The sequence below is a fragment of the Streptomyces sp. SPB074 genome (genome assembly GCF_000154905.1).
Taxonomy (GTDB): domain Bacteria; phylum Actinomycetota; class Actinomycetes; order Streptomycetales; family Streptomycetaceae; genus Streptomyces.
The window spans coordinates 6,171,689-6,185,499 of record NZ_GG770539.1 but is presented as its reverse complement, the minus strand read 5'-3'; the positions used below and the strand labels follow the sequence as shown (position 1 = coordinate 6,185,499).

The 13,811-nt window shown below is 71.3% G+C and carries 11 protein-coding genes; 10 read left to right on the top strand and 1 reads right to left on the bottom strand.

The genetic code is table 11. From position 1 onward, the window contains the following. Positions 1–144 precede the first annotated feature (144 nt). Complete coding sequence (gene murC / locus SSBG_RS26280) at positions 145–1,554, top strand: UDP-N-acetylmuramate--L-alanine ligase (protein WP_008749083.1); 1,410 nt, start codon at positions 145–147, stop codon at positions 1,552–1,554. Positions 1,555–1,667: 113 nt separating this feature from the next. Continuing rightward, on the top strand, positions 1,668–3,272 hold the full coding sequence (locus SSBG_RS33415; RefSeq protein WP_008749082.1) for a major capsid protein: 1,605 nt from the start codon (positions 1,668–1,670) through the stop codon (positions 3,270–3,272). Positions 3,273–3,345: 73 nt separating this feature from the next. Here the strand turns inward: SSBG_RS33415 and SSBG_RS31760 are convergent, their stop codons facing one another. Next, on the bottom strand, positions 3,346–4,173 hold the full coding sequence (locus SSBG_RS31760) for an HNH endonuclease signature motif containing protein (RefSeq protein ID WP_037870689.1): 828 nt from the start codon (positions 4,171–4,173) through the stop codon (positions 3,346–3,348). A gap of 217 nt (positions 4,174–4,390) precedes the next feature. On the opposite strand from SSBG_RS31760, the gene SSBG_RS26265 reads away from it, so the two are divergent. The 8 genes from SSBG_RS26265 to SSBG_RS26230 all read left to right on the top strand — a co-directional run bounded on the left by SSBG_RS26265 (position 4,391) and on the right by SSBG_RS26230 (position 13,810). Next, positions 4,391–5,146 carry a cupin gene (locus SSBG_RS26265; protein WP_234010650.1) on the top strand — a complete coding sequence of 252 codons (756 nt, stop codon included), beginning with the start codon at positions 4,391–4,393 and terminating at the stop codon, positions 5,144–5,146. Next, positions 5,143–5,610: a hypothetical protein gene (locus SSBG_RS26260; protein WP_037871977.1), complete on the top strand. Its 468-nt coding sequence runs from the start codon at positions 5,143–5,145 to the stop codon at positions 5,608–5,610. The genes SSBG_RS26265 and SSBG_RS26260 overlap by 4 nt, the downstream gene beginning before the upstream one ends. A 6-nt stretch (positions 5,611–5,616) precedes the next feature. Further along, positions 5,617–6,339: a hypothetical protein gene (locus SSBG_RS26255; protein ID WP_037870688.1), complete on the top strand. Its 723-nt coding sequence runs from the start codon at positions 5,617–5,619 to the stop codon at positions 6,337–6,339. A 121-nt stretch (positions 6,340–6,460) separates the two neighbouring features. After that, positions 6,461–11,638 carry a hypothetical protein gene (locus SSBG_RS26250; RefSeq protein WP_158677817.1) on the top strand — a complete coding sequence of 1,726 codons (5,178 nt, stop codon included), beginning with the start codon at positions 6,461–6,463 and terminating at the stop codon, positions 11,636–11,638. A gap of 68 nt (positions 11,639–11,706) precedes the next feature. Further along, the gene (locus SSBG_RS26245) at positions 11,707–11,994 is read left to right on the top strand and encodes a hypothetical protein (protein WP_037870684.1); all 288 of its coding nucleotides are present in this window, start codon (positions 11,707–11,709) and stop codon (positions 11,992–11,994) included. Continuing rightward, a complete protein-coding gene (locus SSBG_RS26240) occupies positions 11,991–12,680 on the top strand; it encodes a hypothetical protein (protein WP_008749075.1) in 690 nt (229 codons plus the stop codon). The genes SSBG_RS26245 and SSBG_RS26240 overlap by 4 nt, the downstream gene beginning before the upstream one ends. Before the next feature lie 2 nt (positions 12,681–12,682). Next, positions 12,683–13,009, top strand: a complete 327-nt coding sequence (locus tag SSBG_RS26235; protein WP_037870683.1) for a hypothetical protein — start codon at positions 12,683–12,685, stop codon at positions 13,007–13,009. 99 nt (positions 13,010–13,108) lie between these two features. Then, positions 13,109–13,810, top strand: coding sequence for a hypothetical protein (locus SSBG_RS26230; protein WP_008749073.1), 702 nt, complete (start codon positions 13,109–13,111; stop codon positions 13,808–13,810). Position 13,811: the final 1 nt, after the last annotated feature.

Genomic DNA, 13,811 nt, shown 5'->3' with positions numbered 1-13,811 from the left:
CGCGCCCACGCGCACCGCGCCCCGTGCGCGGCCGAACCTGCCCGCCGCTCCCCGCGTCCTCGCCCCTGGGATCGCTATGATCAGTTTGACCGGGGCCCTCAGTGATCCAAGCGCCCCAGCCCCCACTCCCTGGAGACGCACCAGATGGCAGCCGGCCTTCCCCCCGCCCTCGACCGACCGCACTTCATCGGCATCGGTGGGGCCGGGATGTCGGGCATCGCCCGGATTCTCGCCCAGCGCGGGGCGAGCGTCGCGGGCAGTGACGCGAAGGACTCGGCCACCGCCGCCTCGCTGCGCGCCCTCGGCGCCACCGTCCACATCGGCCACGACGCGGCCCACCTCGCCGAGGACACCTCCGCCGTCGTCGTCTCCTCCGCGATCCGCGCCGACAACCCCGAGCTGGTGCGCGCCCGGGAACGCGGCATCCCCGTCGTGCACCGCTCCGACGCCCTCGCCGCCCTCATGGCCGGCACGCGCCCCCTCGCGATCGCGGGCACGCACGGCAAGACGACGACGACCTCGATGCTCGCGGTGTCCCTCACGACGCTCGGCCTCGACCCCTCGTACGCGATCGGCGGCGACCTCGACGCACCCGGCTCCAACGCCCACCACGGCACGGGCGAGATCTTCGTCGCCGAGGCCGACGAGAGCGACCGCAGCTTCCACACGTACGCGCCCGAGGTCGCCGTCGTCCTCAACGTCGAACTCGACCACCACGCCAACTACGCGTCGATCGAGGAGATCTACGAGTCCTTCGAGACCTTCGTCGGCAAGATCGTCCCCGGCGGCACGCTGGTGATCTCCGCCGACCACGAGGGCGCCCGCGAGCTGACCCGCCGCGTGCGGGACCGGGCGGACCTGCGCGTGCTCACCTACGGCTCCGCCGAGGACGCGGACGTACGGGTGCACAAGGTCACCCCGCGCGGGCTGACGAGCGAGGTCACGGTCTCGCTGAACGGCAAGCTGCTCACGTTCACGGTGTCCGTGCCGGGCAGTCACTACGCGCACAACGCGGTCGCGGCGCTCGTCGCGGGCGTCTCGCTCGGCGTCCCGCTGCACAACCTCGCCTCCGCGCTCCGCAGCTACACGGGCGTGAAGCGGCGCCTCCAGCTCAAGGGCGAGGCTGCGGGCGTGCAGGTCGTGGACTCGTACGCGCACCACCCGACCGAGATGGCCGCCGACCTGGAGGCGATGCGCGGCGCCGTCGAGGGGCGCATCCTCGTCGTCTTCCAGCCGCACCTGTTCTCGCGCACGCAGGAGCTGGGCAAGGAGATGGGCCAGGCCCTCGCGCTCGCCGACTCCTCGCTCGTCCTGGACATCTACCCGGCCCGCGAGGACCCCATCGAGGGCGTCACGAGCGAGCTGATCATCGCCGCCGGGCGCGCGGCGGGCGCCGACGTGAGCCCGCTGCACGCGAAGGACGAGGTCGCGGAGGCCGTCGCGGGAATGGCGAAGCCCGGTGATCTCGTTCTCACCATGGGAGCGGGCGACGTCACGGACCTCGGCCCCGCCGTCCTGGACCGGCTCACCACCGGACCGCACCACGACAGCTGAGACGCTTCCTCCTCACCGCGCCAGCATCACCCAGCCGCTAACATCGGCGGCAGCACACACGACGACTGATCTGGTTTCGGGCCGAGTCTCCTTGAATTCTCAGGAGACTCGGCATGGCCGACTTCGAACTGCCCGAGGACATCACCCAGCTCAGCGCCGACGAACTCGACGCCACCCTCGACGGCGCAGTCCAGGCATTCGACACCCTCAGCAAGGGCGACACCCTCGCCCCCGAAGACCTCGCCCAGCTCCGCGCCCTCGCGACCGCCGTCGACAGCATCCGCCAGGAGAAGGCCGCCCGCGTCGAAGCGGCACAGAAGGCCGCCGACGAGATCGACGCCCTCGCCGCCCAGGTCCGAGGCGACAAGCCCGAAGCCGACACGGAGCCGGAGCCGGAGCCCACCCCTGATCCGGAACCCGAGCCCGAGCCGGTCACCGCCTCGGCCACCCCACGCCGCACCATCGACCTCTCCGGCATCCGCCGCCGCCAGCCCTCCGTCCTCCCCGCCGACCCCAACCCCCGGCCGGAGATCACCGCCTCCGTCGACGTCCCCGGCTACTCCCCCGGCCAGGCCCTCGACATGGAAGGCGTCACCGAAGGACTCATCCGCCGCGCCAACGCCCTGAAGACCGCAGGTGGCGGCGTGGGCCTGACCGCCAGCTACCGACTTCCGTTCCAGAAGGAGCTGATCGTGAACGACAGCTCCTCCGGCACCGAAGGCACCCGCGCCGTCCTCCTCGCCGCCGACCAGGCCCGCCTCCAGGGCGGCAACATCGTCGCCTCCGGCGGCTGGTGCGCCCCGTCCGAAACCGTCTACGAGCTGACCAGCATGGCGTGCCCCGAGATGCTCTGGGACGTCCCCGAGATCCAGCTCGCCCGAGGCGGCCTCCGCTTCTTCCCCATGCCGAGCCTCGACGTCGGCAGCATGACCTGGGTCCACACCGAGGCCGACGACATCAGCGGCGCGCAGAAGCCCTGCTTCCGCATCCCCTGCCCCGAGCCGATCGAGGTCCGATGCGACGCCATCGGGATCTGCCTGGAGTCCGGCATCCTGACGCAGCGCCACTTCCCCGAACTCGTCGAGCACTACCAGAAGCTCGGCATGATCGCCCACGAGATCCGCATCAAGCAGGAACTCTTCACCCAGGCCCTCGCCCGGTCCACCCCCGTCACCATCGCCCCGACCTTCGGCGCCTTCTCCGCCCTCTTCGCCGCCGTCGCCCTCCAGGCCGCCGACATGACCGAGAAGCTCAGCCTCTGCGAGAGCATCAACATCGAAGTCGTCTTCCCCTGGTGGTCGAAGAACCTCTTCCTCGCCGACATCGCCCGCCGCAACGGCGTCAGCGTCGAAGACATCGACATCAACCGCATCATCGCCGCCTTCGCCCAGATCGGCGTCAGCGTCCAGTGGGCCCGCGGCCTCAACCCCGCCGTCCCCGACAACATCGGCGGCGCCGACCCCGCCGCCACCTGGCCCGAGACCGTCCCCTTCCTCATCTACCCCGCCGGCACCTTCGAAGCCGGGCGCGGCGGGGAGATCAGCCTGGGTGTAATTCACGATTCAAGCAAGTTCTCTGTGAACGATTACACTGCGCTTTTCACCGAGGAGTGCAGTGCGCTTGTAGCGCGCAACCAGGAAGCTCGCATCGTGACCGTCCCCGTCTGCGCGGACGGACGCACCGCCGAGCAGATCGGCGTCACCTGCCCCGTTGCCTGACCCCACGCAAAAGCGGTCCCGCCCCGGTTGGGGCGGGACCGCACGGACAGAAATGGGGGCCGGGGTGCTCCGTCTACCCTTCGCCGTTTGCTGCGGCGGCAGCCTTCCGCCTGGCGGCGGCGAGCCGCTTGCAGTGCCGACAGATCCGGTGGCCTCGCCCGTCGACGCGCACATCGGCGTCTGGCCCAGCCAGGGGATGCCCGTTGCTGCACGTCGTCATCGGCTGCTTCGACATTCGGCGCGCCGCCTGCCAGTGCTTCGAGCACAGGCCGCGGGCGACGTAGGGGTTGCCGCACCCCTCCACGGAGCAGACGTCGTTCGAGGGGCGCCCTCCTCGGGACCGCTGACTGCTGACGTTCTCAGCGTGCGTGACCGGCTTGAGATGCGCGGGGTTCACGCAACGTCGGTGAGGGCATGGGGCGCCTCGCGGGCAGTCCTTCGGGTCATGGCAAACGTGGTCAAGGACCAACCCCTTGGGGACCTCGCCGACTTCGTACCTGTAGGAGATGCGGTGCGCCGGGGCGTGAAGCCAGGAGCCGTAGCCCTGGACGGTCAGCGTGCCCAGCCACAGCCAGCATCCGTCCGCGCCAGCCGACTTGTCGACCAGGCGCCAGAAGTCCGCCTCCGTATCGTCCGTGTAGGTGAACTGTCGACGGGTGAGGTCGAGTGTGCCTCGCGTGTACATGCGCATGTAGTGGCGGCGGCAGAGACCTCGGCCGATCGCCCGGTCTGCGCAGTCATCAACGCTGCACGGCCGGTCGGCGGCCTTTCGGGCGCGAACGATCAAGGGATCACCAGTGCGCTGCCAGCGGACGTAGTGCTTGTTGCACCAGCCGCGCGCGATGGCGGGTCGGGGACAGGGCGTTCCGTTCTCGATGACGGAACAGGTAGCGTCGGCCACGGCCGGACTCCTTCTGCTGCAAGGGTCGGTCGGGGTCGGCGGCGTGTGGAGCGCCGTCGGCCCACTCTCCCTGTACAACGCGCCACCTCTGCATGCCGGTTCCGCCCTGCGGGGGTGAATTGACATGCCTTCGGCTGGTATGCGGCGGCGGGTGGAGTCCATCCCGGGAAGGCCGCTCCCGTACGGAATCCTCAGCGACTGCGCTTCGGTGATCGAGGTGTCCGAGGCGGATATCCACGAGTTGATGGGCGTGGAGTGGCTCGCCCTCGGGTGCTGTCCCGTGCAGGTGTGGCCGGACTCGTGCCCTGATGAGGACGAGTCCCCGGGCGCTGGGCCGGTGGAGAAGGAGTTCTGCCGCCCCACGGTGGAGCACGCGTCTCCGATCACGATCTACTCGGGCGCGGAGTGCAGCACGATCGGGTGGTCGTACGCGGAGGCGCGGGAGCAGGTCCTCGCGACGCTGGAGCTGGGGCAGCAGCGGGCGATCGAGGAAGGCTTCTGGCGGGAGACGCTCGCGCCGCGCGCGGTGGACCTGACGTCGCCCGCAGGGCCGGTCAGCGTCGCGCAGGGCGTGGCTGCGCTGGAGGGTGCGCTCGCGGAGACGTACGGCGGGCAGGGTCTCCTTCACGTGCCGACCGGGGTAGCGGCGCTGCTTGGCTGCTGCCAGGTGCTGCGGCAGGACACCGCGACGGACTGCCCTCGCACGCTGGCGGGGAACCGTGCGGTGATCGGCGCGGGGTATTCAGCGGCGAACTCCGGCCCGGACGGTGCTCCGGCGGCTCCGGGGACGGCGTGGCTGTACATCTCGGGGCCCGTCGAGGTGCGTCTCGGCCCGGTCGATGTGGTGCCGGACCGGGCGGGGCCAGCGGTGAACTACCGCGTCAACGATCTGAAGGTTCTCGCGGAGCGGACGGCGGTCGTCGGGACGACCTGTCAGGTCTTCGCCATCAACGTGGAGGCGTGTCCGGCATGACCATGCTGATCGTTCGTCCCGCGCCGAAGCTGCGGCGGGACTTCGCGCGGTGGGCGGTCGCTCAGCGGCCGAAGGTGCGTACGGCGTCGCCGACTTCGTTCGCGGTGCCGACCGCGTTGTTCACCGAGGCGCCCGAGGAGATCCTGATCGGCTCCGTCGTCGACGGTCAGCGCTACGTTTCGCCCGACGAGTGCACCGTGAGCAGGCCCGAACTGGTCGGCGTCGCCAGCCCGGACGGCTTCCGCGAGGCCGTGCCCTGCGAGCTGCTGCCCGAGGTGCCCGCCGAAGCGTACGGCCCGGACTCGACCCCGCTGCCCGACGCCTCCGAGGACAGCGACCCAAGCGACTCGGCCGCCGAGACCCCAGAAGGGGTGTTCCCCTGCGACGGCTGCGACCGCGAGTTCACGACCGCTCGCGGCCGGGACACCCACCACCGCCAGGTCCACGGCCCGCAGGGGAGGTGAGGGGTCATGCCGGTTCAGTACCTCCCGTGCTCCTCGGGCGGCGGCAATCCGCCGGGCGGGGAGTCGTGCTGCTCGCCGTCCGTCACGTCGACGTCGCTGTGCCAGGCCGACGGCAGCCCGGTTCTGCTGATGGTGCGCTCGCCGTGCGTGTGCGGCAGCACCCCGCCCGGGGACCCCGAGGTCATCGGGTGGATCGACCCGACCATCGGCGCGTTCACGCCGGGCCCGGCGCCCGCCGGGTCGGGGCCGTGCGCGCAGGCCGGCGGGTGCGGCAGCGTCGCCGTCGTCGAGCTGTGCGACGTCCAGCCTGACGGGACGCAGGTCCGGTTCCTGCGGCACCTGGTGCACGACTGCGACGGCGCGGTCACCTCGACCACCGACACGGCCACCGACGGGACGACCTCGTACACGCCCACGGGCGAGGTCGGCGAGTGCCCGGAGTGTGTTCCGGTCCCGATGTGCCCCCACCTCCTGGGGATCACGGGTCCCGAGACGTGGACCGCGCCGGAGGGCACCGAGTCCGTCCATCTCACGGTGGTGTGCGCGCCGGTCACCATCACCGACTGCGCAGGCAGCCGGACGGTGGTCAACGAGTGCGGGGCGTTCTCCTGGTCCGCCCCGGGCTCCTCCTGCGTGCCGGGCGAGCTGTGCGGACTCACCGTCGATGTCCCGGACAGCGCGGCCGTCTACATCCAGTGGCTCACCCCCTGCACGGCCGACGAATCGTGACCGCCCCCTTCAGCAGCCCCCGCGCGATGCGCCGGAGCAGCGCGCGCCCACGCCCGCTGCCCGCCTACGTCCCCGGTCGGCATACGCCGCCCGACTCCCGCATGACCCGATCGGAGAAATGATGCCTGTAGGTGGAGGGTTCGGCGGCTGCTCGTGCGGCGGCTCGGACTGCCCGTCCCTGACCACGCCCATCGCCACCACAGGGCTGTGCCTGCCTGACGGCACGCCGCTGGCGGTCATCATCGAGCGGGACTGCTCCGGCAACACCCAGCAGACCGGGTGGATGAACCTCACGACCGGGGCGTACACCACCGGCGTGCCCCCGGCTGGTGCGGCGGCGTGCGGGGATTCCCGCAGCATCCAGGTCTCCGGTGTGCTGTGCGACCTCGCGGCGGACGGGACGACCCTCCTGGGCCTGGTCCTGGTCGAGTACCACTACGCAGACGACGGCAGTATCGACTCCGTCCGCCTGGTCTCCGCGGCCACCGGCGAGACCTACACCCTCCAGGGCACCCTGGCCATCTGCCCCGGAGACGAAGGCGAGCCCGGCGGCCCATGCGGGTCGTCGGCGCCGCTCGTCCTGTGCGATGTCGCCGGCGAGGCCGCTCCCGCAGCGGTCCCGCTGGACACCCTGCCGCCCGCCCCCCAGACAGGCACGCTCCCCAACGGGGTGACGTGGAGCGTGGACGCCGGGGCGTGGCTGGCGGGCAATGGATACCTGGCCTCGGCGAACCCGGGGCAGCCGTACCCCCAGGGACCGCAGACCTGGACCTTCGACCAGCCCGTCAACCTCCGCATCGCATTCGCGTCGTTCAACAACAACGAGTGCGCGCAACTACCGCCCGGCCTCCAACTGGACTCCCTGGCGCCCCACCACGTGTGGGACCCGGACCAGAATCGGCTGTGCGGCCAGGGTGCGACCGCCGCTGAGGCCACCTGGTTCACCACCACCTCACCGGTCACGTCCTTCACCTGGTACACCGCTATCGACGGTGCCGTGCCCAATGCGGCAGTCGGCGTGATCGGCCTTGATGTCACCCCCGCACCCACCGCGACCCGGTTCCTACGGCACGTCCGTTCGGCCTGCGACGGCACTATCACCACCACCGACACCACCCTGGACGGACAGCCGTACACGCCGGTCGGCACCGTGCAGACGTGCACGGGCGGCACGACGGGCGATGGCGGGAGCACGGCGGCCTCCGCCAGCGGGGACGTCCTCGTGCTGTGCGACATCGCCGACGACGGCACCACCACCTCCTTCCTGCGGCGACTGCACGTCACGGCGGTCGGCACCGTGACCACGACCGACACGGCGCTCGACGGCACCACCCCGTACACCCCGCTCGGCACCGTCGGGACGTGCACCGCCCCGTGCCAGGACAGCACCACGCTGCTGCTGTGCGACACCGCACCCGCCCCGGTGGCGATGCCGGTGAGCCCTCCGGCCGGCACGCAGGGGACACTCAGCAACGGGGTGTCCTGGGTGCGTTCGGGCCTGGCGCCGGGGTTCGGCGTGCCGACGTGGCTGACCGGCCTGCCCGGCACTCAGGGCGGCTGGACGTTCGACCAGGAGGTGACGGCCGCTTTCGGGATCACTTTCGGCGGGCCCGGCGTCTGCGTCGTCCTCCCGGCCGGGAGTGTCCCGCAGACCGTTCACGCCAACCACGTGTGGGACGAGGCCAGTGGCATCCTGTGCGCGTCCGACCAGGCATCTCCGACAGATCTGTCGACAGTCACTCACCCTGGCGCCACAGCGCTGGTCTTCCGCCCGTCGGACAGCGGGGCCTCCGGGCGGGTTACCGTCCACGACCTGACGGTCGGTCAGGCCGCACATACCTTTCTGCGGTCGGTGTGCCGGGACGCGGCCGGGCAGGTCACCACGGTCACGGACACCGAACTCGACGGGCAGACCCCCTACGTGCCGACCGGCAGCGTCGTCGTCTGCCGAACGGAGCCGGTCTGCGACCAGTGGGCAGACGCCTCCGGCGGCATGAGCGTCCTGCCGCTGTGCGACATCGCCCCGGACGGCACGGTGACTGCATTCCTGCGGCACATCACCTCCACAGCGGACGGCGTCACGGTCACCGATACCACCCTGGACGGGACCACCCCGTACACGGTGACCGGGACAGTCGGCGTCTGCGCCAGCGCAGATGATGAGGAGTCTCCGGGTGAGCCCGTGCCGTGCCATGACAGCGCCACGGTGCTGCTGTGCGACGACCCGGCCCCTGACGGCGTCCCGCCGCTCCCGGTCACGTCCACTACGACCGACACGGACCCGACGCCGTACTTCTTCACCTTCCACAACGCGGCCCTGGCCGGCGGCGCCCAAGCCCTGTGGGACGGCGGCACGACCGTCTTCCCGGCCGAGACGAGCAACGCGGCGACCGGTGCGAAGCAAGTCCACCGCTGCGCCGCCGGCATCATCACCAGCACCCGGCCCGCGTGCGACGACGGCACCGCTACCGTCACCGCCGCCGTCGAGGTCCGCAACGCGGGCCCCAACCCCGGCATCCTGACGAACGGCCGGATGCGCCTGCTCACCCCAGACGGGGCCACGCTGGCGACATCGCCGATCATCAGCTCTGTCGGAGTCGGCTCCACCCGGCACATGACCGTGTCCGCCCCAGTCGATGCCGCCACCGCCAGCAGCGGCGTCATCGTCTGGATCGACCTGGAGACCTGGGACGAAGCGGGGAGCGGCGGGGTGCCTGCCGCCCCGAAGTCCTGGGAGGCCAGCGCCTACACCGCGACGGTGGAGTACGGGCAGGGCGGCTGCGTCCAGGCCGTGCAGTTCTTGCGGACGATCGTCACCGACTGCGAAACCGGCCAGACCCTGACCACGACAGACACCACCCTTGACGGCCAGCCCTACACCGTCACAGGCCAGGTGGGGCAGTGCCGGCCCGCACAGGACTGCTGCCCGGTCCCGCCGCCAGAGACCCGCGTGGACGTCGAGTCCGACCTGATGTGCGCGGTGGACCCCGCCACCGGCACCGTGACCGCGCAAGTCCTGGTCGAGCGCGTCTACGACAACCAGACCGGCGACCGCACCCTCCAGCGCCTCACCGACCCGACCACCGGCGAGCCGGTCGAGCTGCCGGACGGCGCCGAGCTGGTCCTGTGCCAGGACCCGCCCTGCCCCTCCGCGTTCTCCACCGAGTGCGTCGGAGCGGTCACCCGCACCGAGGCCGGATACGACAACACGAGCCTGATCGAGGGTGTGCCGGGGCAGTGCGGCAGCGTCCAGGGCCCAGGCGGGCAGTTTCCGTGCCAGCCGGCCAGGGGCGGCTACACGATCACGAGCTGGATCGTGAACGGGCAGGAGGTGATCGGTGACGGCGGCGGCCGGGCCTTCAACGGCGGCCCCTGCGGCGAAGGCACCGCCGCCGCGCCCGGCATGCACCTGAACTGGGCGCAGGCCCTCACCAATCTGGACCCGTCCGGTGCGACCTGGGCGGCGCAGACCGCGCCTGGCTGTGCCTGGTATGTCGGCTCCACCGGCGGCACCCGGACCGTGTACGGGCCGATGACCGTCGTGGACGCGGCCGGACAGCAGTGGATTCTCGGCCCGGCCCAGGAATGCGAAGAGATCCAGTACACGAAGGTGTACTCCCAGGAGTGCGACGGCACGGTCACTGTGTCGTGGCTGGACGCCCAGGGCATCGCCACGGACCCGCCCGAGGGCGACCTCGTGCCGTGCGGCACGGGCTGCGGTGCGGGCGCAGGCAGCGGCCTGGACGTCGAGGTCCTGACTCTGTGCGACATCGCCCCGGACGGCAGCAGCAGCCCGTTCCTGCGGCACATCACCTACGGCAGCGGCGGGCAGCCCGCCGCCGTCACCGACACCGCCCTCGACGGATTCGCGCCGTACACACCGTCCGGCACGGTCGGGATCTGCGGCCCGGGGTCCGAGCCGTGCCGCGACACCGCCTCGGTGCTGCTGTGCGACGCCCCGGCCGACTCCACCGTCACCGTGTCCCCGGACATCACGGATGCCACGGGCGCCGACGTCGGCCTGGCCCCGGCGCAGTTCCCGGACCTGTCCGGCCCGTACACCCCGCTGTGGACCGGCGGCACCCTCACCTGGCCGGCCGGCACCGGCCCCGGCCAGGTGAACCCCGTAGCCACCGGTCGCATCACCGCCGCCCCGGCCGGCTGCGACAGCGCCTCCGGCACACTCACCGTCTCCGTACGCGTCACCCAGAACGGGCCCGGCGCCGGACAGCTATGGGACGGCGCGCTGCGCCTGTACCAGGGCACGACGCTGTTGGCCGCGCAGGACGTGACCACGTACGCGCCGGTCGGGCACGTGCAGACTCTCACCGTCACGGTGCCGGTCACCGCAGCCGACCTCGCCGCCGGCACCCTGTACGCCGCGGTGATCCTGGAGACATTCCACGGCACCGCGAAGGGCTGGACCGCCGACCAGTTCACCGCGTCCGTGGCCCTGGAAGGCTGTGAAGCCAGCACGCCAGTGCAGTTCCTCCGGTCGGTGGTCACCGACTGCGAGACCGGGCGGGTAGTGGCGACCTCCGACAGCACCCTGAGCGGCCAGCCCTACATCGTCACCGGCACCGTCGGCCAGTGCGTCCCGGCCGATAACAGCGGTGGGGACTGCTGCCCGACCACCGAGACACTCGCCTTGTGCGATACCGCCCCGGACGGGACGGTCACCGGCTTCCTGCGGCACCTGGTCTACACACCCGGGATCGCCACGGCGGTATCGGCCATCGACACCGCCCTCGACGGCTCCACCCCGTACACCGCGTCCGGCACGGTCGGGGTCTGCGGGCCCGCCCCGGACGAGGAGTCCCCCGGCGAGGACTGCACGGAATTCCTGCACGAGGAGTGCCGGTGGGACGACACGGATGGCGACGGCGTCGGTGACGTGCCGTATGTCGAGCTGATCGCGGTGGACGCGTGCACGGGTGCTCTCAGCACGGTGGGGACGTACGCGCCGGGGTTGACGGGCCCGTACGAGCCGGTGGCGCCGGTCGAGGAAGGGCCTGCCGCTGCGGGCCCGCCGGCGCGTGGTGTGCAGGCTCACAGGCTCGTCCTCCCGCCTGGCGCGAGTTGGGACGCCCAGACGGTGCCGCTGCTCCAGTCCGTATCGGTCGTGGCGCGCGGCACGGCGATGGTGACTACAGCGGACGGGGTGAGCGGCATGGTCGCGGGCGAGAGCATCGGCTGGTCGGTGGCGCGGGAGACCGATGCCGCGCTGACAGGTCCGCTCACGGTAACTGCGGGCGACGGGCCGGTGGCCGTGGCGTGGACTGCGGGGGTGGTCCTGTGAGCGGGACGAGCGCCGGGCTCGCCCTTCCCGGGCCGCCGGGCCCGCCCGGGGTGCCGGGGGGTCCCGGTGTGCGGGTAGCCCGCGCGACCGCCGTCACCACCAGCAGCGGCCAGGCGGTCGTCGCCTGGGAGCCGCCCTTCGAGGCCGCGCCAGTCGTCTCGGTCGCGGTCCAGGGCGACGGCGGCGGCTTCCGGTCGGTCCGCGTCACCGCGAACTCGGCCTCATCCACGACGGTGCAGGCCGAGGGCGCCGCCGTCGTGGAGCTGCTGGGGATCTCCCTGCTCGCCGCCGCTCTCCCGGCGGCGGGCGTCACCGTCCATCTGATCGCTGTCGAACCCCAGGAGGGGGAATCATGAGCTGCTGCGAGGAGCGGTACTGCGGGTGCAGCGTGATCGCGGGCCCGGGTATCACCGTCGATGGTGACGGCTCGACCACCGCGCCGTACGTCATCGGGGCGTCGGGGCAGCCGGTCGCGCCGGATCTGGTGTCCGGGTGCGGCCTCGCCGGGGCGGGCACGGATACTGCCCCGCTCATGGCGGCCACGGGAATGTGGCCGTACGAGTGCAGCGTCGACGACATCGGCGGCGTCGTGGCGTGCGACAGCACGGGTGTGCTGCGCTCGGAGCCCAGAGGCTTCGCGGCGGCCTTCAGCTACACCGAGACCCGCGACTACCCGAATCTAGTGGTGCCCGCCGGCTTCGATCAGCCGGGCGACACCTTCACGACGACCGTGACCAATCCGGGCTGCCGCCCCGCGTTGGTCTGGCTGGAACGGGAGGTGGACATCGACTTCGACCTCCCGGCGGGAGCGGGCGCCGCGTACGGGCACGGCGGCGACGAAATGATCTTCCACCGCAACACCGGCACGACGGTGGAGCAGGACTTCCACGTCCAGACGACGAAGTGCTTCGGCCTCGCGGACGCCCTAGAGGTCGGCGAGACCCGCGCCCTGCCCTTCGATATCACCCTCGGTCGAGGCATCGGCGGCGCCACCTACAACAGGATTCAGGTCTACATCCGCGTTCTCCTGATCGGAGTCTGATCATGGCCACCGCTCCCACTCCCGTCGATGTCGATGCCGAGTCGCGCACGTTCTGGGTGCTCTACGAGGACGGCTCGGCGGGCCGCATCCAGGCTGTCACCGGCGGGGACGCGCCGCCCGTGCTCGCGAAGCCGGGCCGTGTCGTCACCGAGGAGGAGCACACCGCTTACGTGGCCAAGCTAGCCACCCGTCGGGACACGCACCTGGCCGAGGAGCGCTCCCGCGCGCAGGCCCGCTGCCAGGAGGACTACGAGGCGCTTCGCACCGCTGGTGTGCCCGAGGCAACGGCCCGGCGCATGTCCGGGCACGAGAGCGACATCTCTTCTTGACCCTTCCGTGTAGGCGCGCCGCAGGGCCGCGCGCCTACACTCGTACTCGCGAGCCGTCTGGTTTCGGGCCGGGCCTCCCACTCACCGTGGAGGCTCGCCATGCCGGCTCCCCTTATCAGCAACATCGACGTGGTGCGGGTCACGCGCATCGACGGTTGCGGTCGCCCCGTCTGCGGCCCCGAAGCCTCGTACGTGACGGACTGCCACGCCTCCCTCCAGATGGAAGCGAACATCGACGAAGGCGACGACATCACCTTCAAGGCCGGGAACGGCCGCCAGTGCGGGTACAAGAAGGCGTGCCCGACCTTCAACAACTTCGACGTCACCTACACCTTCTTCCAGGCGTCGCCCGAGCTGATCGAGCTGATGACCGGGAGCCCCGTCTTCTACGACTACGCGGGCCGGCCGATCGGTTTCGACTCCTGCTCAATCCCTTGCCGCTCGGGTTTTGCGCTCGAATTCTGGGCGGACGTGCTCGGTGAGGACGTCTGCGAAGACGACGCTGCGGACGGTGCGTGGCTGTACGGCATCATGCCGTGGATCACCAACGGGATCATCGGTGACCTCGAACTCGCAGGCGAGGCAGTCAACTTCACCCTTACGGGAGCCACGCGTGCGGGCGGGAAATGGGGCATGGGGCCGTACGACGTGATGGCGCAGGACGCAGCCGGAACCCCTGGGCCGATGCTCGCGCCGCTCGGCTCGACCTGCCACCGCCGGATCTTCACCACAACCGTCGAGCCGCCCGAGACGAGCACCACGTACGTGCCGGTCGCGGGCGAACTGTGCGAGGTGTCCTGAC

What these genes read in the sequence shown, in the direction of transcription:
- murC (WP_008749083.1), top strand. Translation starts at nt 145, where the DNA reads ATGGCAGCCGGCCTTCCCCCCGCCCTCGACCGACCGCACTTCATCGGC.
- SSBG_RS26235 (WP_037870683.1), top strand. Translation starts at nt 12,683, where the DNA reads ATGGCCACCGCTCCCACTCCCGTCGATGTCGATGCCGAGTCGCGCACG.
- SSBG_RS26230 (WP_008749073.1), top strand. Translation starts at nt 13,109, where the DNA reads ATGCCGGCTCCCCTTATCAGCAACATCGACGTGGTGCGGGTCACGCGC.
- SSBG_RS33415 (WP_008749082.1), top strand. Translation starts at nt 1,668, where the DNA reads ATGGCCGACTTCGAACTGCCCGAGGACATCACCCAGCTCAGCGCCGAC.
- SSBG_RS26260 (WP_037871977.1), top strand. Translation starts at nt 5,143, where the DNA reads ATGACCATGCTGATCGTTCGTCCCGCGCCGAAGCTGCGGCGGGACTTC.
- SSBG_RS26255 (WP_037870688.1), top strand. Translation starts at nt 5,617, where the DNA reads ATGCCGGTTCAGTACCTCCCGTGCTCCTCGGGCGGCGGCAATCCGCCG.
- SSBG_RS26240 (WP_008749075.1), top strand. Translation starts at nt 11,991, where the DNA reads ATGAGCTGCTGCGAGGAGCGGTACTGCGGGTGCAGCGTGATCGCGGGC.
- SSBG_RS26250 (WP_158677817.1), top strand. Translation starts at nt 6,461, where the DNA reads ATGCCTGTAGGTGGAGGGTTCGGCGGCTGCTCGTGCGGCGGCTCGGAC.